The sequence below is a fragment of the Roseateles amylovorans genome, assembly GCF_025398155.2.
GTDB lineage: Bacteria > Pseudomonadota > Gammaproteobacteria > Burkholderiales > Burkholderiaceae_C > Roseateles > Roseateles amylovorans.
Window position 1 is genome coordinate 129,053 of record NZ_CP104562.2, and the last position, 17,798, is coordinate 146,850.

The window sequence follows — 17,798 nt, forward strand, 5'->3', positions numbered from 1 at the left end:
CGAAGTTTTTGTCCATGAGCGCCCGGGTCTCATCAACCCCAAACGGTATCTCGGTCCCAGTCGGTGGGCATTCCCATAGCGTGCTTCTGAGAAGGTTGATTGGCCTCAGGAAATGAGCTTAGGAGCGCAAGCAAACCGGACTTGATGCCGTCTGTTATCCCTAGCCGCCTGGACATGACCCGCAATGCAATCAGCGCCGCATAGACAGTGTTCATTTTTGGGATGTTCGAACCGGTGTGCAAAACCGGAAATGGCGTCGACACCTTCTTGGCCAAGCCGGGTGGCGCGATCACGTTCCTGTTCCAGAGCCTTCCGTGATGGGCACAGACGTTGCGGATGTCCCTCAGCACATGCACCCATCTCACGAGGTCTCTGTAGTGATCGGCACCGAAGCGACGCTGCGCCATCTTGTCGAGGACGGTGCTTTTGGGCAACTTGGCTGGTGGAAACGGCGGTGCGCCTTCCCACAGTGATTCAAAAATTTCCTTCAACTGGCCCAGGGTGGTCAGCTCGCACAGTACCCAAAACGGTGGCAGATGCTTATAGGGGCCTGCGTGTTCGTTGAAATAGGTGGCTTGGTAGTGTTTGGCATAGGCTTCGCCCGACTCACAAAATGACGCGCTCAGCGAGTGAAGTAGACGCTTGGGATGCTGGTTCGTCTTGAACCACTCTGGCTGCAGATGCCAAAAACCATGTCCGGCAATTTGGCAAAGGGTGGCATCGAGTACCGATCTCAGCGCCACTTCAACTTCAGGAAGCAGTCCAAAGATCAGGCGCCTCAACCCTTCATCGAAGCGGTACATCTCCAAGGCCCGTTCGAAGGTGGCCCCCGCCTTGAAGGTCTTCCGCCCCTGGCGCAATCGCGCTGCATGGGACAGGTCGAGATAGGGATGGAGATACCCACGAAAGCGGAAGTAACTGATGCGATCCAAGATGCCGCCGGCGTATCCCGGGTCCGAAATTCCCAGGCCTTGCCCTTGCAATTTTGCAATCAGGTCGGGGGTGCTGAAGGCGGGCTTGTCATAGGAGCGGAATGGGCCAGTAATTGCCATCGCCAAGAAAGAAAAGCCGCTGGGTACGTCAGAGGCACAGTTGCACCTCATCAGCTTGAACCCAGCGGCGTTGTTGGAAAGGGACTTTAAGGAGGTCGTTCTGGGGAGTCAATGCTCACCGTTGCCGAATACGCTTCGTCCGATGATCAAACGCAAATGCGGACCTTGACTGCGCCTGCGCTTGATGTGCCTGCTTGTCGCGGGATGAAGGCTCCCAGCATAGGCAGAGCGGTAGGTTCGGGCGAGACCCAAATCCTTGCCAATCTGCCGGTCGGGATGCTTTATACAAGTCGTTCGTTCCCCCTGGTCCGCGCGACAATTTCGCCACCATGAACTGCCGTCCCCACTGCGCTGCCTGCTGCATCGCGCCTTCGATTTCCAGTCCGATTCCAGGCATGCCGAACGGCAAGCCCGCCGGGGTGCGGTGCATCCAGCTCGACGACGCGCTGCGATGCAAGATCTTTGGCCATCCGGATCGCCCCCAGGTCTGTGGCTCGCTACCGCCGTCGGAAGACATGTGCGGCGATAACCGTGAACAAGCCATGCGATGGCTGGGCTGGATGGAAGAGCAGACAGCACCGTGACAGCTGGGCTCCGTACATTCAGGGCACACAAGATCGACAAGATCCCTGACGGAGACGCCCATGACCCGATTCCCCTCGCTGCCCGCCGGCGCTGAGACCGACCTCGACGCGCCCGCCGCGCTCGACGACCCCCGTCGCCGATTCCTCCAGGCCGCCGCCGCCGGTTCCCTCATCGCCGGTCTGCCGGGGTGGGCCAGTGCCCAGGGCGCCGCGGGCTGGCCGACGCGTTCCGTGCGGTTGGTCGTGCCCTTTGCGCCGGGCGGCAGCAGCGAGATCGTCGCTCGTGCCACCGCGATCGAGCTGAGCAAGACCCTGGGTCAGACGGTCTATGTCGAGAACAAACCGGGTGGCAGCGGCAACATTGCGATGGTGGACGTCGCTCGAGCCGAAGATCAGCACACCCTGGTGCTCGGGCACATCGGGACGCTGGCGGTCAACCCGTTCATGTACGACAAGCTGCCCTACGACCCCATCAAGGATTTCAAGCCGATCACCCTGCTGGCCAAGGTGCCCAGCCTGTACGTGGTCCATCCGGATGTGCCGGCCCGCAATCTGAAGGAGTTCATCGCCCTGGTGAAGTCCAAGCCGGGACGCCTGAGCTACGGCTCGGCGGGCAACGGCAGCGCCGGCCATCTGGCGATGGAATACCTCAAGATGGTGTCCGACCTGTTCATCCTGCATGTGCCCTATCGGGGAACTGGGCCGCAGTTGACGGACCTGTTGGCCGGCCGCCTGGACGCCGCGTCGGTCGGTGCCCCGGCCATCATGCAGTTCATCAAGTCGGGCAAGCTGCGCTGCATCGCCACCGGGTCGAAGGAGCGGCTGCCTCAGTTGCCGGACGTGCCCACCGTCGCCGAGCAGGGCTTCCCCGGCTTCGAGATGACGCAGTGGTACGGCCTGTGCGCTCCCGCCAACCTCGCGCCGGCAGCGGTGGAGAAACTGGCCACGGAGTCGGTCAAGGCGATCAAGTCGAGCTCCTCGCGTGAGCGTCTCAGCCACGATGCCGCCGAAGCCATCGGCAATACGCCGGCACAGTTCGCGGCCTTCATCACCCAGGAACAACAGCGCTGGAAGGCCGTGGTCGCCCGCGCCAAGATCCGGCCGGATTGACCCGCGCAGTCGGCGGTCACCCAGCCCCGGCCGTGTGAGGCATCCACCAGGCGCCGTCGAGCGGGTTGAGGCTGGGCTCAGTCCCAGGACCGCTCAGACCGGATTGACCTTCGCCAGCACCGCCTCGGCCTCGCGCTGCGCACGTGCGGCGCGGCGCTGGGCCCACCAAGCCTTCAGCGAGGGGTGGCCCCAATATTTGTCGAAGAAGTGGTGCATCACCGTGTTGACCAAGGGCTCGACGAAGGTTACAGCACCGGCCACCGCGAGGTTGCCGGTCATCGCGTAGGTCACCCCAAAGGAAGTGCCCAAGTGGAGCACACCGAACGTGGCGGTCTTGGTCATTGCGTTCCCCTATCAATTTCGTTGATCAGATAGGTGGATGCTAATGATTCGCAACTGGAGCGACCAATTGGTCCCGTTGATGGCGGTCATAGCCATCTACAGTCGCGTTTCGCGTTTCGTGTCTCGCCGGGCTGACCACCGACGCCGGCAAGCGGCGACTTCCGAGACGCTCGAGGTTAGGGCGTTGTGAAACGGCGGGCAGGTGATGCACGCAAGCGCGCCGCTCGATCAAGCTGATCGGCGGTCCGGGTCGACTTGGCGACGTCTCAGCAAGCGCATGCGCACTGCCATGGACGGTGGCGGCGCGTGACGCTCGGGACGGCGTCCGGCAGCCTGCCGCATGATCATCCAGGAGCTCGGCTTGCAGGCCCAACGCCTCCCGCTGCAGGGGTCTGCGCATGCGCACGGACGGCCTGCCGTTGGGCCTGCAAACCAAGCAACTCCTCCCTTAGGGTTCGGACTTGCACACCGGGAGCCTTGGTCGTTGACCGAAGGCCCCAGCGGGCTCAGGCGGCACCTCGACGACGGAACATCGCCCGCCGGTCGAGGTCACAGATCCCGCGTTCGGCAGCCCGGTGGCGATGAAGATCGCGACACGAGCGGCGCGCTGAAGGCGCTGACCTGTTCATGACAGTGGCTGAACTACCGGGCACCGAGACGAGCAACGGTCCAATGCCGGGAGGATCAGCGACCGCAGCGGCGGGGATGCGGCGCTTGAGCGCCCCATGGTCCGCTGCGATTGGGGGAATTGGGGGGCAGAGGGGCGGAGGGACGATGCGCCCCGCCCGACTCGACCTGGACTTACCAGGTGCCCTTGGGGGTCGGCTCGGTGCCGGTGGCCAGGGAAGCGACCAGACTTTCTTCGCTCCAGGTGCCCTTGGGCGTGCCGCCGCCGACGAATTCAAGGAAGGCCGGATCCAGTTCGATCGGGCCGTTCAGCGGTTGGAAAACGACGGATTGGCGATGAGCTTGTTCGTGGGCTTGCATGAGAGGCTCCAGATTCGGTGACGTGCATCGGTTCAATCAGCACGGAACGAATTGAAGCAGCGGCAGGACCTGCCGGTAACTGTCAGCTCTTACAGTGTTTACCAGCGATCCGAGCAGGCAAGCTCAGCGGATCAGACCCATCCGCAAGGCCTTGAGCACGGCCTGATGCTTGTTGGTACAGCCCAGCTTGTGCATGGCGTTGTTGATGTGCAGCACCGCTGTGCGTTCGCTGATGGACAGGATGGTCCCCACCTCCCACGCAGTCTTTCCCTCCATCGTCCAGTGCAGGCACTGGAGCTCGCGCGGGGTCAGCCGAGGGGCATCGGTCTCCTGGCCGATGGGCAGCAGCACGCGCATCGCCGCGTCCACCGCATGCACCGCGAACAGCTGCAGGTCCGCCACCATGCGGGTGAGCGTCACCGGATTGCTGGGCAGGGTCTGCTCACGGTTCACGCCCAGCACGAAGTGCCGGCCTTCCGGGAGATGCAGCGCCAGCGAGATCCCGACCTTGTAGCCGAACGGTGCCTGGGCTTCCCAGAGCTCCGGCGCATCGTTCTTCACGTAGGTCTGCTGGTTCCAGACGATCGGGACGCTCTGCCGCTTGCAGTGCTGCATCACCGGATCCTTCTTGCCCAGTCGGGGGTCATTGAAGATGTCCGAGAACCCCGCCGGCGCGTTCTGCACCGAGATGAAATCGGAGCCGCCAATGGGGTGGTCCACGACCAGGATCGCCGAGAAGCGCTCGAAGTCGAGATCGTGGGCAAAGCGCGTGATCTCGCTGCGGAATTCATCCCGTGAGCGAGCTTCCAGCACTGATTGATATCCGCCTTGCAGCATGGATCGCCTCGGCACTGGGCCGGTCCTTGGGTCTCCGTGACAGGGGCACCGCAGGGTCTCGTGAAGGAGTCACGTCCGGCGCGCCCTGCTAGGGTTTACAGCTGGCGAGCTTGCCCCGTCGTGCCGACACTTCGGGACAGGGAGCTACAAGCCCACCAATTCAACTCAACAATTCTGACAAATGACTCCAGCCTGGATTGTGTACGCGTGGCCGCGAATATTGTGTGATGTCCAGCGCCTGCCTCGCTTGCAGTTCGCGCATTTGAGCACGCGCGTGTTGGTCACGGGAGACGATGACCGTCCAGCCATGGGGCAAACCCTGTGGTCGGGCGAGTCTGAACTGGGCGCCGCCGGCGTCGCCTGGGACTGGGTGTGCATGCCGTACGGCATGGTCTCCATGGTCGATCCCATGGCCCTGGTGACCAACCTGCAGTTCCTCAACCGCGCCGGCGAGGTGCTGGCACCGATGGAATCGGCCATCCAGCTCAACGGCATCGTGCACACGCTGCCCTGGCAGGAGCAGGTGCAGCGCGCGCTGGCCTTGCGCCATTGAGCCCCGAGGACCGCTGACGCCTCCACCGATCGACCGATCGACCGATCGATCGGTGAGAGACGGCGCCAGACGTGCATCGGTCCTCCTCTACCTCTCGGACCGACCGCTCAGCGCGCCACCGCGGCGCGCATCGAGCGGGTCACGAAGGCCAGGCCGGCCACCGTCAACAGCGCGCCGACCCCGATGGTGGGCAGCACCTGCGCCATCGTCAGGGCCTCTCCCTTGAGCACCTGCAGCATCAGCATGTTCTGGGCGAGCCCAGGCACCCACACATGCCAGGCCGAATCCGCGCCCGGATTCATGATTGAGATCATCGGCGTGAGCGACACCGCCGTCATCACCAGGGTGGCGCTGGCCTGAGCCTCCTTGAAGGTCTTGGTGCGGATCGCCAGCGCCATCAGCACGGCCGATAAGCCGGCGCCCAGCGGGATCTGCAGCAGCAGGAACTTCACCGCTTCCGGCCAGCCGAACTGGAACATCGCCTGCAGGCTGTCGCTGCGCATGAGCTGCTGCGCCGGCAGGAAGCTGATGTTGGACAGCAAGGCCACCGTCATTCCCATCAGCACCACCGCGCCCCACTTGCCCGCCACGATCGCCGCATGCGGCGCGGGATTGACCAGCAGCGGCTCCAGCGAGCCCCGCTCCCGCTCACCGGCGGTGCTGTCCAGCGCCGCGGTCAGCGCCCCGTAGAGCACCGCCATCATGATGAACATCGGCAGCATCGCGGTGATCCGTGTCGCGCGGGCCTGCACGCTGGCCAGATCACGGTCCTCGATCACCAGCGGCTGCAACTGGTCGCTGCCGATGCCCCGCAGCGCCAACGTCAGCATCGTGCGCTCGCGGCCGAAGCCCTGCAGCAGACGTTGCAGCGGCCCCACGCCCACTGAGGCGCGCTGGTTGGCGCTGTCGCTGACGATCTCCACCGTGACCGGCATGCCGCCGGCGAGCAGGACTTCGAAATCCTCCGGAATGATGAGCACCGGCTCCGGCAGTCGCGAGGCGCGCAGCTGGGCCTCGTAATCGGCCGGGGCGGTCTTGATGACGTAGGTCTGGCGCTCCAGGAAGTTGCGCAGCGTCGGCGCATGCTCGATGCCGATGACGCTGACCTCCCGCTTCTCGGCGCGCTCCTCGAAGGAGGCGACCAGGCTGGACATCATGAAGAGCATCAGCGGGCCCATCAGCAGCGCCGGAATCATCAGCCGCAGCAGGGTGCGGCGGTCACGCATCGCGTCGATGACTTCCTTGGCGAAGACGGTACGGAAGGCTTTGAGGAAGTCGCGGCTCATGCGGGCTGCTCCTGGCGGTCGGTGGCGGCGGCACCGGAGGCCGCCGTCGTGGCTTCAGGAAAGGCGAGGGCGACAAAGGCGTCCTCGAAGCGATCGCTGCCGGTCTGCGCCATCAGGTCCTCGACGCTGCCGGTGGCGACCGAGCGCCCGTGGGACATCACCACCACCTGGTCGCAGAGCTGCTCCACCTCCTGCATGATGTGGCTGGAAAAGACGATGCATTTGTTGCCGCCTTCCGGCGAGCGCAAATGCCGCAGCACCTCCCGCAGCGCGCGGGTGGCCAGCACGTCCAGGCCGTTGGTGGGCTCGTCCAGCACGATGTTGGCCGGGTCATGCACCAAGGCGCGGGCCAGCGAGGTCTTCATCCGCTCGCCCTGGCTGAAGCCGTCGGCGCGACGCTCCAGGATGCTCCGCATGTCCAGCAACTCCGCCAGCGCCTCGGCCCGGGCCTGGGCCTGGTCCATCGGCATGCCTTGCAGCCGGGCGTAGTAGACGATGTTCTCCCTTGCGGACAAGCGCGGATACAGGCCATGCGCATCCCCCAGCACGCCCATGCGGGCGAGCGCGGCGCGTGGCGCCTGGAGCACGTCGATCTCGTCGACCTGGATGGTGCCGCGATCGGGCAGGAACAGGCCCGCGAGCATGCGCAGCGAGGTGGTCTTGCCGGCGCCGTTAGGGCCCAGCAAGCCGGTGATGCGGCCGTTCGGGGCCTGCAGGTCCAGATGCTCGACGGCGGTGACCACCTTCTTGCCGCCACGCTTGAACAGGCCACCGCCGGTGCGGGCTTCGAATTCCTTGTGCAGGGCGTCGATGCGGATCATCGGGTGGCCTCCTTGGCATCGTCCTTGGCATCGGCCGCCTGGATGGCGGACGCGGCAGCGGCCACGGTGGCCGGGTCGGGGGGCAGGAAGATCGGCGGACGCGGAATGCGGGCGGCGCAGTCGGCCTCGACCTTCAGCGCCTGGTCGTCCTGTTCGGTGTCGATGAAGCGGAACACCACATCCCGCATGCAGCCCAGGGTCAGCGCGACGCCGTGGCCCGCTTGCGGCACCACCACATGCCGCGCCTTGGCGCCCAGGCGCTCGGTCACACGTGCACCGTGACGCGGTGGGGTGACGGGGTCGGCCCCACCGCTGAGCACCAGCACCGGCGTCTGCGCGGGTGGGATCTCGTAGAAGGCCGATGGCACCGTGCCGCGGGGCCAGTCCTTGCACACGCTGGTGTAGAGCGTGCGATCGGCCAGGCCGAAGTCGGCGCCCGGCACATCGGTGGACTGGGCCAGGCGGGGCATGTCCTCGGCGCAGATCACCGAGAAATGCATGCCCGCGGCCAGACGCGTGGCCTTGGGTCCGCCGCCGACCTGACCGGCCAGCGCGCCCAGGGCGCTGAAGCGACCCTGGCTGGCGTCATGGATGGCCGCCGGCAGTGCAGCCGCCAGAGGCGGGACATACAGCGGCGGACGCACCGCGCCGAGCAGCGATTCGCGGGTCAGCATCACCTCCTCGGATTGGCCGGTCATCGGATGCTGCAGGGTCACCCGTCGCGGCAGGCTCTTGAGCAGCGCCTGCCATTCGGTGCGCAGCGCCGGGAATCGTGCTTTACAGGCAGGGTCGGACTCGCAGGCGGTGAACACCGCATCCAGCGCGGCCTGGCCATCGCGTGAGAAGGCGGCCGGCAGGACCATGTCTGGCGGCGCGACGCCGTCGATCACCGCGCGGCGCACATGGGTCGGGAACTGGCGTTCGTACTCCAGCGCGGCACGGGTGCCGTAGGAGGCGCCGATCAGGTTCCACCGGCTCACGCCGAGCGCGTCGCGCACGGCGTCCATGTCCTGCATCGCGATGGTGGTGGTGTAGAAGCGCAGGTCGCCATGCGGCAGGGCTTCCAGTTGACGGCGGCACTCATCGAGCTGACGTTCGCGGGCCTGCGGCTCCATCGCTTCCTTCATCGTCAGCGGCAGGTCGCTGCGGCATTGCAGCGGCGCAGACCGTCCGGTGCCTCGCTGATCGATGAAGACCAGGTCGCGCCGGTAGTTCAGGCGAGACAGGCGAGGCAACACCGTGCCGGTCAGCGAGATCGCGCTCTGGCCCGGCCCGCCGGCCAGCAACAGCACCGGATCCGGCAGCTTGTTGCGCGCCAGCGCGGGCACCACCACGAAGTGCAGCTCGATGCGCTTGCCGTCCGGACGCGCCGGATCCAGCGGCCGCTGGATGCGGCCGCATTGGACCTCGGTGGAGACGCCCTCGATCCGGCAGGGCTTGAGCACGCTGGCGGCGTCGGCCGCCTGGGCAGCGGGGCTGGCCAGCAGACCGGCCGCCAGGCCGACGCCCAGGCCCAGCGACATGCCGATCGAGGCGATGGCCTGCGCCACACACCGTCCCGGTTGCTGCGGCTGCTGTGCCCGCTGCGCCGGCCTTGGCGATTGAATCCACGACCGGCCGGGGCCGGGTCTTGCCTGTGACGGCGCTTGATATCCCATGAACTCGCTCCTCTCCTAGGTGCCGGCGCATTATGGCCAGCGCGGCGCAGCGTGCGGGATGTCGCTGTGGCGGGCGGTCGACCAGCGGGATGGACCGACGCCCGGATGGGATGGATGGCAGCCATCAGCGGGCGGATGACTCCGTCGGCGAGAGTCGCCTCCCTCCCTGTGGGGGACGCAGCCCGCGCCCGGCAGAGACGGGCGGCGGTTGGTCCTCGCCGGGGTGGCCGCCATTGCGGATTCGTCGCCGGGCGCGTAACGTGCCACGCGTTTCGCCTTCCCCAAGAGGCCCCAAGCCTTTCCCGATGCAGGAACCCCAGGAGACCCCCATGAAGCTCTATTACAGCCCCGGCGCTTGCTCGCTGTCCCCGCACATCGTGCTGCAGGAGGCGGGCCTGGCCTACGACACCGTGCTGGCCAGCACCAAGACCCACCAGCTGCCCGACGGCACCGACTACTACGGCATCAATCCCAAGGGCTATGTGCCGTTGCTGGAGCTGGACGACGGCCAACGCCTGTCCGAAGGCCCGGCCATCGTGCAATACATCGCCGACCAGGTGCCGGACAAGCAGCTGGCACCGCCCAACGGCACGCTGGCGCGCTACCGCCTGCAGGAGTGGCTCAACTTCATCACCACCGAGCTGCACAAGAGCTTCAGCCCGCTGTTCAATCCGGCCATGCCGGAGGACGGCAAGGCGATCTACCGCGCCAAGCTGCATGAGCGCCTCAAGTGGGTCGACAGCCAGCTCGCAGGCCAGCCCTTCCTGATGGGCGACGCCTTCACCGTGGCCGACGCCTATCTGTTCACCGTCACCAACTGGGGCCAGCGCGTGGACGTCGACGTGTCGGGCTATCCCAACCTCGTCGCGTACCGCGCCCGGGTGGCCGCCCGGCCGGCAGTGCAGGCGGCGATGAAGGCCGAAGGCCTGCTGAAGTAAGCCGCACCACCCACGGCAACGCCCCCGCCCGAACGGCACGCCGACGGGCGGGATGCGTGGCATGACACGCACTGCACTCGCCCCGCGTGGCGCGCCGGCCGTCCATCCCACGTTGCCTGGATGCCCTTGCTCGCAGAGCGCGCCGCGGACCGGCCAAAGGTCCGACAGGGGCGTCCGAGAGGGCGAGGGCGCCTGACCGCTCAGGGAGAGCCTCACATGACGGAGATCGCTTCGGAGACCGGACACGCTGCAGCCCTTGAGGCCTCCTTCGACGGGGGGTGCGACTGCGGACGGATCCGTTACCGGCTGTCGAGCCGGCCGCTGTTTGTCCATTGCTGCCACTGCCGCTGGTGCCAGCGCGAGAGCGGTGGCGCTTTCGCCATCAACGCGATGATCGAAGCGGACCGGCTGCAATGGCTCGGAGACATGCCGCAGCGGGTCCCGACCCCGTCGGCCAGCGGCAAGGGGCAGATCTTCTGGCGGTGCCCGACCTGCTGGATTGCGCTCTCCAGCCATTACGCGGGCGCCGGTGAGTCGGTGCACTTCGTGCGGGTGGGCACGCTGGACCAGCCCGACCTGATGCCGCCGGACATCCACATCTTCACCGCCACCCGGCAGCCCTGGGTCCGCCTGCCTGAGGACGTGCCGGCCGTGCCCGAGTACTACGACCGCCTCGCGCACTGGCCCGCCGAGAGCCTGGCTCGACGCGAGCTCATGCGGGCCGCCATCCGGGCTGCGGCACCCGCGCCCGCACCGCCACCCGCACCCGCACCCGAGCCCGAGCGCTGACTCGCAGGCGAAGGCGGCTGTGGCGGCTCCGCCAGTCGCCCGTGCGCGCGCAAATCGGGCGCAAGCTTAGAAGCCACCCGCATATCGAGGACGCCCGGTCGGCGTCACAATGCCTGACCGCTGCCGGAACCCGCCGTTCCGGCCCGCCGCCGACCGCTCCGGCCGGCGTCGGACCTTCTGACGATCCACCTGATCCACCCGATCACGACGACCATGATCCGACGCGCCTCGCTGCAACGCCCGCTCCGCCTCAGCCTGCTGGCGGCGGCCCTGACCCTGTCCCTGGCCAGCGTGCCCTCGCTGATGCCGTCGGCGATGGCGGCCAGCGCCGCCTCGTCGGTGTCCTGGCAGAGCGCCTCGGCCGATGCGGACATCGAGCGCGCCTTCGCCCAGGCCCGCAGCGAGAAGAAGCCGGTGCTGCTGTACTGGGGCGCGAAATGGTGCCCGCCGTGCAACCAGCTCAAGGCGACGCTGTTCAACCGCGCCGACTTCATCGAGCAGTCGCGCGCCTTTGTGGCGGTTCACATCGACGGCGACAACCCCGGCGCCCAGCGCCTGGGCGCCCGCTTCAAGGTGCGCGGCTATCCGACCATGATCCTGTTCAACACCGACGGCCAGGAACTCACCCGGCTGCCGGGTGAGGCCGATGCGCCACAGGTGATGCGGGTGCTGCAGATCGGTCTGGCGGGTGGCCGGCCGGTGAAGACGGTGCTGGCCGATGCGCAGGCCGGTCGCAAGCTCAGCGCCAGCGAGTGGAAGCTGCTGGGCTTCTATTCGTGGGAGACCGACGAACAGCAGCTCGTGCCGATCGCCCAGCGTCCGGCCCTGCTGGCCAAGCTGGCGACCGCCAGCCAGGGCGTCGACGAGGAAACCGCTAGCCGCCTGTGGCTCAAGGCCCTGGCCATCACCGAAGACGGCAAGGGACTGAAGCCCGATGCCGCGCTGCGTGCCCGTGTCGACAGGCTGCTGGCTGATGCCGAGGCCTCCCGGGCGCAGATGGATGTGTTGGGCAACTATGCCGAAGACATCGCCCGCGCCCTGGCGCCCACGCCCGGTGCGGAGCGCCAGGCGCTGGTCGCCAAGCTGGATGTGGCGCTCAAGCGCTTCGAGGCGGATGCCACGCTCTCCCGCGCCGACCGTCTGCAAGCGCTGATCGCCCGGGTGGACCTGGCGCGACTGGACGCGCCCAAGACCGAGCTGCAGCCCAAGCTGAATCCCACCCTGCTGACGGAGGTGAAGGCCGCCGCCGCCAAGTCGGACAAGGAAATCACAGACGGCTATGAGCGTCAGTCTGTCATCACCTCGGCCGCGCACCTGCTCGGCCGCGCAGGTCTGTGGAACGAGAGCGACGCCCTGCTCAAGTCCAGCCTGACCAAGAGCCATTCGCCCTACTACCTGATGAGCCAGCTCGGCGGCAATGCCCGCAAGCAAGGCAAGAAGGACGAGGCGCTGCGTTGGTATGAAGAGGCCTTCAACAAGAGCGAAGGTCCGGCCACCCGCCTGCAATGGGGCTCGAACTACCTGGCCGCGCTGGTGGAACTGGCGCCCCAGGATGCTGCCCGCATCGAAAAGGCCGCCTCCCAGTTGCTGCTGGAGGCCGAGAAGGACAAGGGCGCCTTCTATGAGCGCAGCGCCCGGTCGCTGCAGAAGGTGGGCAGCCAGTTGGTCGCCTGGAATGCCGGCGGCCAGCATGACGCCAGCCTGGGCCGACTGCGCACCCAGCTGGACGCCGTCTGCGCCAAGCAGGACAGCGGCGACAAGGCTGCCTGCGAGGGGCTGCTGAAGAAGAAGGGCTGAGGCCGGGCTGCGGCGCGGTGGAGGTTCGGAGGCGATCCGGACGAGCTCCGGTTGAGGCCCGATTGAGGGCCGGGTGATCGCCCTTTGACCGCCGGTCGATCGCCGGTTGAGCGCGTGCCGATATGCCGTTGACAGCCGGTTGCGGCGGCTGCGCCGATGCCCGCGTGTGAGCGCAGCCCCCGCGGTCAGGCGTCGGCGAGCCCGTCCTGGCCATCGTCCAGGGGCGGCGCGACCGGTGTGGCGCGCGCCAGCGCCATCCAGGTGCCGAAGTCCGGCCGCATCGCGCGGCGTGGTGCCGGCCGCCCCAGCTCGAAGCGCAGGCCGCCGTCCTGACCCACCTCGTGCGCGATCAACACCCCGAACGACGGCGGGATCTCCTCGACCGTCGCAATGCCGGCGCGCAGCACATACCAGCACTGACCGCTCAGGGCGAGGTAGGCCAGGGACTTCGCCGGTCGCCGCAGCTCTCCCAACAGGTCGGCACGGCTGACCTTGATCTCATGCACCGCCGGCTCCAGGTAGTCCTCGACGGTGGTTTGACGCACCGAGTACAGATCCGGCATGGCGTTGACCCAGCGCATCTTCTCGGCCTCGTCCTCGCGCGGCAGACCGGCGCGCAGCGACAGGCCGCGCCAGACGATCCGCCCGGCCCGCTGCAGTTCCAGCGCCATGCGCTCGACCAGATCCTCGTGCCGGTTGCGCAGCGCGCGATTCTTCTGATGGCCCTGGTGCAGCACCGCCAGGCCCGCGTCGGTCAGGCGCAGGGTCTCGCGCCCCAAGCCGTCGCGTTGACGTTCCAGCCATCCCCGGGTGAGCAGCTCCACTTCCAGCAGGTCCTGGCACGGCCATCCCGCCGACCGCCAGAGCTGCCGCAGCCGCCGGATCTGAAAGACGGTCGGCGGCGGCATGGACGGTGCCGAAGGCGTTGCTTGCGCTGATGGCGCCGATGGCGAGGCAGGTGATGACGCCGAGGCCGATGTCGACGTTAATGGCAAGGGAGATGGCGACGACGACGGCGAAGGTTCCGGCGTGGCGGGCGATGCGGCACTCATGCTGCGATGTTGCCGCATGCCAGGGTCGAAGATCGTCAGCAGTCCGGAGGACACGTCCACGCCGGCGCGGCCGTCGGGTGAGCCGCGCCGCTGCCGTCGATGCGGTCCGATGAAACAAAAAAAAGGCCACGCCTCGGAAGAGGACGTGGCCAACAGGGAGGAACGTGGGGACCGGTCGCCCGAACGCCGCTGGCGGCGTCGGATCGAATCGGCCCCGATTCAGGAGGCTGCGCCATTCCAGGCGCTGCCGGGCTCAGCGCTCGCGGCGCAGCGAGCCGATCATGTTGGTGGTGTCGCCCAGCACGAACACGGTGTAGACGCCCGAGGACAGCAGCGTCAGGTCGGACAGCGAGTACACCGGCGTGGTCGCGGTTGGCGAGGTCACCGTCAACAGCGCCGTGGTGGAGGCTGCCGTCGACGTGGGCGAGGACGAATTGCCCGGCGTCACGTTGGAGGCGAGGGCGCTGTAGTCCACATTCAGCGTCAGGCCGGTGCTGCCGCTGGCCACGCCGTTGACCAGGCGGATCTTGGCGTAGCCGGTGCTGGTGGGCAGGCGGTTGTCGTCGCTCAGCACCTTCAGGGCCGGTCCGCTCGCGGAGCCCCACACCATCAGCGTGTAGTCGCCACCGGCGGCCAGGGTCGGGCTGCTCAGCGTCACCGGGCTGCCGTTCACATACACCGTCAGGGTGCTGGTGCCGGCGGTCAGGGTCTTGTAGGCGCCGATGGTGGGCGAGGTCGAATTGCCCATCAGCTCGGTGTCACCCAGCGTGCCGGCCACCACCGCGCTGCTGCCCACCGCGGCCACCAGACGCGCACGGGCGGTGGTGTTCGGGAAGTTGGTCACCGCGCCTTGCTGAATCATCTGCATGCCGTTGACCAGCACACCGCCGGAGGTGCCGGTCAGCACCAGCGTCGAGACGCCGGCGGAGGTCAGCGTCACCGCCGGGATGTCCAGGCGCACGTCGCTCTTGTCGGCGGTACCGGTCAGACGGATCCGATAGGTGCCGGCGTTGAGCGTGTTGTAGCCGCTGCCGCCACCGGCGGCGATGCCGGTGGACACCGCCGTGGCGGCATCCAGCGTCTCGTCGGCGGCGGTGATGTAGACATCCAGCGCGCCGGCATCCGGGGCCAGGTTCAGCACCAGCAACTTGGACTTGCCGGCGTCGGGCGCTTCCTGGTCTTCCTGCAGCAGCGCCGTCTTGGCCGAGCCGGCCGCACCGTAGGCGATCAGCGTGTACTTGGTGCCGGCGGTCAGCGAGGGTGTCGTGGACGCCACCGTGCTGCCGACCGAGCTGTTCTGGATCTCGGTGCCGGTGTCGCTGGTGCTGATGTTCGCGTAGTCGCCCACGCTCGCATAGGCCACCCCGGAGCTGACGGTGGTGTCGTCCACCGTCATGTCCAGCGAGGCATAGCCCACACTGGCGTTGAGCAGGCGCATCTGCGCCTTGTCGTCGTCGCCGCCACCCCCGCAAGCACTCAAAAGCGCCACGCCGGCCATGCTCAGGCCCCAGGCCCAGGTCTTCAATCGCATCGTCCTACTCCTAACAAGGATTCGGGCATTGAATCGGGGGCGTGTTGCTGCGGCTTGTGGCGCCTTGCCAGCTTTGTGAAGTTCGATATCGAGCCGGACACATCACGTCCCGGAGGTCCGCAAAGATGTCGAGGTCGCTACACACAAGGGTTGGCCGGGGCTTGCGCGGCCCCGGGGTTGCCCACTCCCGGCAGCGGCCGGACGCGCGCTAGCATCCGCGCGATGAACGCCTACCCACAGCTGCTCTCGCCCCTGGACCTCGGGTTCACCACGCTTCGCAACCGGGTGCTGATGGGCAGCATGCACACCGGACTCGAGGACTCGCGCCGGCATCTCGAGCGGCTGGCCGAGTACTTTGCCGAGCGTGCCCGCGGCCAGGTCGGCCTGATCGTCACCGGCGGCTACGCGCCCAACATCGAGGGCTGGGCCAAGCCCTTCGCCGGCACCCTGGCCACCGCCGGTGCCGCACGCCGCCATCAGGTGCTGACCCGCGCCGTGCACGCCGAAGGCGGCAAGATCGCCTTGCAGATCCTGCACACCGGCCGCTACGGTTACCACCCGCTGAGCGTGGCGCCCTCGGCGCTGCGCTCACCGATCTCGCCGTTCACCCCCCGTGCCTTGAGCGAGCGCGGCATCCAGCGGCAGATCCGCGCCTTCGTGCGTTGCGCCTCGCTCGCGCGCGACGCGGGCTATGACGGCGTGGAGGTCATGGGCTCCGAGGGCTACTTCATCAACCAGTTCCTCGCGGCCCACACCAACCACCGCACCGACGGCTGGGGCGGCAGCTATGCGAACCGGATGCGCCTGCCGATCGAGATCCTCAGCCGCATGCGGGAGGCGGTCGGGCCGGACTTCATCATCATCTACCGGCTGTCGATGCTGGACCTGGTGCCCGAGGGCAGCGACTGGTCGGAGGTGCTGCAACTGGCCCGCGCGGCGGTCCAGGCCGGCGCGACCCTGATCAACACCGGCATCGGCTGGCACGAGGCCCGCATTCCGACGATCGCCACCAGCGTGCCGCGTGCCGGCTTTGCCTGGGTGACCCGCCAACTGCGCGAGCAGTTGCAGGCCGAAGGGCTGCGGGTGCCGCTGATCACCAGCAACCGGATCAACACCCCCGAGGTCGCCGAATCGCTGCTGGCGGAGGGCGCCGCGGACATGGTCTCGATGGCGCGGCCGCTGCTGGCCGATCCCGCCTTCGTTCGCAAGGCCGCCGAAGGTCGGGCGGATGAGATCAACACCTGCATCGCCTGCAACCAGGCCTGCCTGGATCATGTGTTCAAGCAGGAGGTGGCCTCTTGCCTGGTGAATCCGCGGGCCGGCCATGAAACCCTGCTGCGCGTGCAGCCGATCCGCGTCGACCAGCCACGTCAGCGCGTGGCGGTGGTGGGCGCCGGACCCGCCGGCTTGGCTGCGGCCACCACGCTGGCCGAGCGCGGGCATGCGGTGACGCTGTTCGACGCCGCGGACGAGATCGGCGGCCAGTTCAACCTCGCCAAGCGCATTCCGGGCAAGGAAGAGTTCCACGAGACGCTGCGCTACTTCGCCCGGCGACTGGCGGTGCTGAAGGTGGAGATGCGGCTGGGTCGGCGGGTGGGCGTCGACGATCTGTCGGCGTTCGACCAGGTGGTGCTCGCCACTGGCGTCACGCCGCGCGATCCGCGCATTCCCGGCCAGGCGGAGGGTCAGGCACGGGGTCAGGTCGTGTCCTACCTGCAGGTGCTGCGGGGTGAGGCCACGGTGGGGCCGCGCGTGGCGGTGATCGGTGCCGGCGGCATCGGCTTCGATGTGTCGGAATTCTTGCTGGAGGCCGGGCACTCCCTAGCGCTGGATCCGGTGGCCTGGCGCGCCCATTGGGGCGTGGGCGATCCGACCCAGGTGCGCGGCGGGCTGGTGCCGCCTCGGCCGACGCCGCCCACCCGGGAGATCACGCTGCTGCAGCGCCGCAGCGGCAAGCCGGGCGAGGGTCTGGGCAAGACCACCGGCTGGATCCATCGCGCCGCATTGAAGATGAAGCAGGTGCGCATGCTCAGCGGGGTGCGCTATGAGCGCATTGATGAACAGGGCTTGTGGATCAGTCTGGGTGAACAGCGCACCGATCCCGAGCATCTGGCGGTGGACACCATCGTGCTGTGTGCCGGTCAGGAGCCGCTGCGTGAACTGGAGGCGCCTTTGCGTGCGGCCGGTCGGTCGGTGCATCTCATAGGTGGCGCCTTCGAGGCGAAAGAATTGGACGCAAAGCGTGCAATCCTGCAGGGAACTCGCCTCGCCGCATCGCTTTGAACACTGGCCGTGGGGCAACCGGCCGACCATACTCCGCCGTCGTCGAGCGAGAGGGAAGGGCCGCCATGCGCGGACCGACCGACGGATGCCGCCCCAAGGCGCATCCGACCTATAAAAACATGGGCCCACCATGCGTTCCAAGCGTTATCGCCTGCATTGTCGTTGGGGACGCCTTTGC

16 protein-coding genes are annotated in these 17,798 nt (G+C 67.4%); 7 read left to right on the forward strand and 9 right to left on the reverse strand.

Annotation, left to right across the window (positions count from 1 at the left end):
* Window positions 1-32: 32 nt before the first annotated feature.
* The gene (locus tag N4261_RS00565) at window positions 33-1,052 is read right to left on the reverse strand and encodes an Abi family protein (protein ID WP_261760860.1); all 1,020 of its coding nucleotides are present in this window, start codon (window positions 1,050-1,052) and stop codon (window positions 33-35) included.
* Between the two features lie 329 nt (window positions 1,053-1,381).
* On the opposite strand from N4261_RS00565, the gene N4261_RS00570 reads away from it, so the two are divergent.
* Both N4261_RS00570 and N4261_RS00575 read left to right on the forward strand, forming a co-directional pair.
* Window positions 1,382-1,636, forward strand: coding sequence for a YkgJ family cysteine cluster protein (locus N4261_RS00570; protein ID WP_261758264.1), 255 nt, complete (start codon window positions 1,382-1,384; stop codon window positions 1,634-1,636).
* A gap of 60 nt (window positions 1,637-1,696) precedes the next feature.
* On the forward strand, window positions 1,697-2,746 hold the full coding sequence (locus tag N4261_RS00575) for a Bug family tripartite tricarboxylate transporter substrate binding protein (protein WP_261758266.1): 1,050 nt from the start codon (window positions 1,697-1,699) through the stop codon (window positions 2,744-2,746).
* A gap of 93 nt (window positions 2,747-2,839) precedes the next feature.
* On the opposite strand, the gene N4261_RS00580 is transcribed toward N4261_RS00575, so the two are convergent.
* From N4261_RS00580 to N4261_RS00590, 3 genes are all read right to left on the reverse strand, one after another.
* A complete protein-coding gene (locus N4261_RS00580) occupies window positions 2,840-3,088 on the reverse strand; it encodes a DUF2061 domain-containing protein (RefSeq protein ID WP_261758268.1) in 249 nt (82 codons plus the stop codon).
* Between the two features lie 801 nt (window positions 3,089-3,889).
* Complete coding sequence (locus tag N4261_RS00585; RefSeq protein ID WP_261758269.1) at window positions 3,890-4,075, reverse strand: hypothetical protein; 186 nt, start codon at window positions 4,073-4,075, stop codon at window positions 3,890-3,892.
* 123 nt (window positions 4,076-4,198) lie between these two features.
* Window positions 4,199-4,912, reverse strand: a complete 714-nt coding sequence (locus N4261_RS00590; RefSeq protein ID WP_261758270.1) for a helix-turn-helix transcriptional regulator — start codon at window positions 4,910-4,912, stop codon at window positions 4,199-4,201.
* Between the two features lie 181 nt (window positions 4,913-5,093).
* Here N4261_RS00590 and N4261_RS00595 point away from each other — a divergent pair, with 181 nt between their 5' ends.
* Window positions 5,094-5,465 (forward strand): DUF4902 domain-containing protein, encoded by a 372-nt coding sequence (locus tag N4261_RS00595; protein ID WP_494338142.1) that lies wholly within the window; start codon window positions 5,094-5,096, stop codon window positions 5,463-5,465.
* A 107-nt stretch (window positions 5,466-5,572) separates the two neighbouring features.
* Here N4261_RS00595 and N4261_RS00600 read toward each other — a convergent pair whose 3' ends face one another.
* The 3 genes from N4261_RS00600 to N4261_RS00610 are packed head-to-tail and all read right to left on the reverse strand — an operon-like array spanning window position 5,573 to window position 9,230.
* Window positions 5,573-6,751 carry an ABC transporter permease gene (locus tag N4261_RS00600; protein WP_261758272.1) on the reverse strand — a complete coding sequence of 393 codons (1,179 nt, stop codon included), beginning with the start codon at window positions 6,749-6,751 and terminating at the stop codon, window positions 5,573-5,575.
* Entirely contained in the window at window positions 6,748-7,572 is an 825-nt protein-coding gene (locus N4261_RS00605; protein ID WP_261758273.1) for an ABC transporter ATP-binding protein, read from the reverse strand. The genes N4261_RS00600 and N4261_RS00605 overlap by 4 nt, the downstream gene beginning before the upstream one ends.
* On the reverse strand, window positions 7,569-9,230 hold the full coding sequence (locus N4261_RS00610; RefSeq protein WP_261758275.1) for an alpha/beta hydrolase: 1,662 nt from the start codon (window positions 9,228-9,230) through the stop codon (window positions 7,569-7,571). Before N4261_RS00610 ends, N4261_RS00605 begins: the two co-directional genes overlap by 4 nt.
* Window positions 9,231-9,559: 329 nt before the next feature.
* On the opposite strand from N4261_RS00610, the gene gstA reads away from it, so the two are divergent.
* The 3 genes from gstA (at window position 9,560) to N4261_RS00625 (ending at window position 12,754) form a co-directional block, all read left to right on the forward strand.
* On the forward strand, window positions 9,560-10,168 hold the full coding sequence (gene gstA, locus N4261_RS00615; RefSeq protein ID WP_261758276.1) for a glutathione transferase GstA: 609 nt from the start codon (window positions 9,560-9,562) through the stop codon (window positions 10,166-10,168).
* Window positions 10,169-10,384: 216 nt separating this feature from the next.
* The gene (locus tag N4261_RS00620; protein ID WP_261758279.1) at window positions 10,385-10,957 is read left to right on the forward strand and encodes a GFA family protein; all 573 of its coding nucleotides are present in this window, start codon (window positions 10,385-10,387) and stop codon (window positions 10,955-10,957) included.
* 213 nt (window positions 10,958-11,170) lie between these two features.
* Complete coding sequence (locus tag N4261_RS00625; protein ID WP_261758280.1) at window positions 11,171-12,754, forward strand: thioredoxin family protein; 1,584 nt, start codon at window positions 11,171-11,173, stop codon at window positions 12,752-12,754.
* Window positions 12,755-12,939: 185 nt separating this feature from the next.
* Here the strand turns inward: N4261_RS00625 and N4261_RS00630 are convergent, their stop codons facing one another.
* Window positions 12,940-13,662: a hypothetical protein gene (locus N4261_RS00630; protein ID WP_261758281.1), complete on the reverse strand. Its 723-nt coding sequence runs from the start codon at window positions 13,660-13,662 to the stop codon at window positions 12,940-12,942.
* A gap of 397 nt (window positions 13,663-14,059) precedes the next feature.
* The gene (locus tag N4261_RS00635; RefSeq protein WP_261758283.1) at window positions 14,060-15,337 is read right to left on the reverse strand and encodes a DUF4397 domain-containing protein; all 1,278 of its coding nucleotides are present in this window, start codon (window positions 15,335-15,337) and stop codon (window positions 14,060-14,062) included.
* Window positions 15,338-15,559: 222 nt separating this feature from the next.
* On the opposite strand from N4261_RS00635, the gene N4261_RS00640 reads away from it, so the two are divergent.
* Window positions 15,560-17,620: an NADPH-dependent 2,4-dienoyl-CoA reductase gene (locus N4261_RS00640; protein ID WP_261758284.1), complete on the forward strand. Its 2,061-nt coding sequence runs from the start codon at window positions 15,560-15,562 to the stop codon at window positions 17,618-17,620.
* The last annotated feature ends 178 nt before the right edge of the window (window positions 17,621-17,798 follow it).

Coding starts and splice junctions, on each gene's coding strand:
- N4261_RS00630 (WP_261758281.1), bottom strand. CDS start 13,662: ATGCCGCCGCCGACCGTCTTTCAGATCCGGCGGCTGCGGCAGCTCTGG.
- N4261_RS00605 (WP_261758273.1), bottom strand. CDS start 7,572: ATGATCCGCATCGACGCCCTGCACAAGGAATTCGAAGCCCGCACCGGC.
- N4261_RS00610 (WP_261758275.1), bottom strand. CDS start 9,230: ATGGGATATCAAGCGCCGTCACAGGCAAGACCCGGCCCCGGCCGGTCG.
- N4261_RS00595 (WP_494338142.1), top strand. CDS start 5,094: ATGACTCCAGCCTGGATTGTGTACGCGTGGCCGCGAATATTGTGTGAT.
- N4261_RS00570 (WP_261758264.1), top strand. CDS start 1,382: ATGAACTGCCGTCCCCACTGCGCTGCCTGCTGCATCGCGCCTTCGATT.
- N4261_RS00585 (WP_261758269.1), bottom strand. CDS start 4,075: ATGCAAGCCCACGAACAAGCTCATCGCCAATCCGTCGTTTTCCAACCG.
- N4261_RS00575 (WP_261758266.1), top strand. CDS start 1,697: ATGACCCGATTCCCCTCGCTGCCCGCCGGCGCTGAGACCGACCTCGAC.
- N4261_RS00590 (WP_261758270.1), bottom strand. CDS start 4,912: ATGCTGCAAGGCGGATATCAATCAGTGCTGGAAGCTCGCTCACGGGAT.
- N4261_RS00600 (WP_261758272.1), bottom strand. CDS start 6,751: ATGAGCCGCGACTTCCTCAAAGCCTTCCGTACCGTCTTCGCCAAGGAA.
- N4261_RS00620 (WP_261758279.1), top strand. CDS start 10,385: ATGACGGAGATCGCTTCGGAGACCGGACACGCTGCAGCCCTTGAGGCC.
- N4261_RS00565 (WP_261760860.1), bottom strand. CDS start 1,052: ATGGCAATTACTGGCCCATTCCGCTCCTATGACAAGCCCGCCTTCAGC.
- N4261_RS00640 (WP_261758284.1), top strand. CDS start 15,560: ATGAACGCCTACCCACAGCTGCTCTCGCCCCTGGACCTCGGGTTCACC.
- N4261_RS00635 (WP_261758283.1), bottom strand. CDS start 15,337: ATGCGATTGAAGACCTGGGCCTGGGGCCTGAGCATGGCCGGCGTGGCG.
- gstA (WP_261758276.1), top strand. CDS start 9,560: ATGAAGCTCTATTACAGCCCCGGCGCTTGCTCGCTGTCCCCGCACATC.
- N4261_RS00625 (WP_261758280.1), top strand. CDS start 11,171: ATGATCCGACGCGCCTCGCTGCAACGCCCGCTCCGCCTCAGCCTGCTG.
- N4261_RS00580 (WP_261758268.1), bottom strand. CDS start 3,088: ATGACCAAGACCGCCACGTTCGGTGTGCTCCACTTGGGCACTTCCTTT.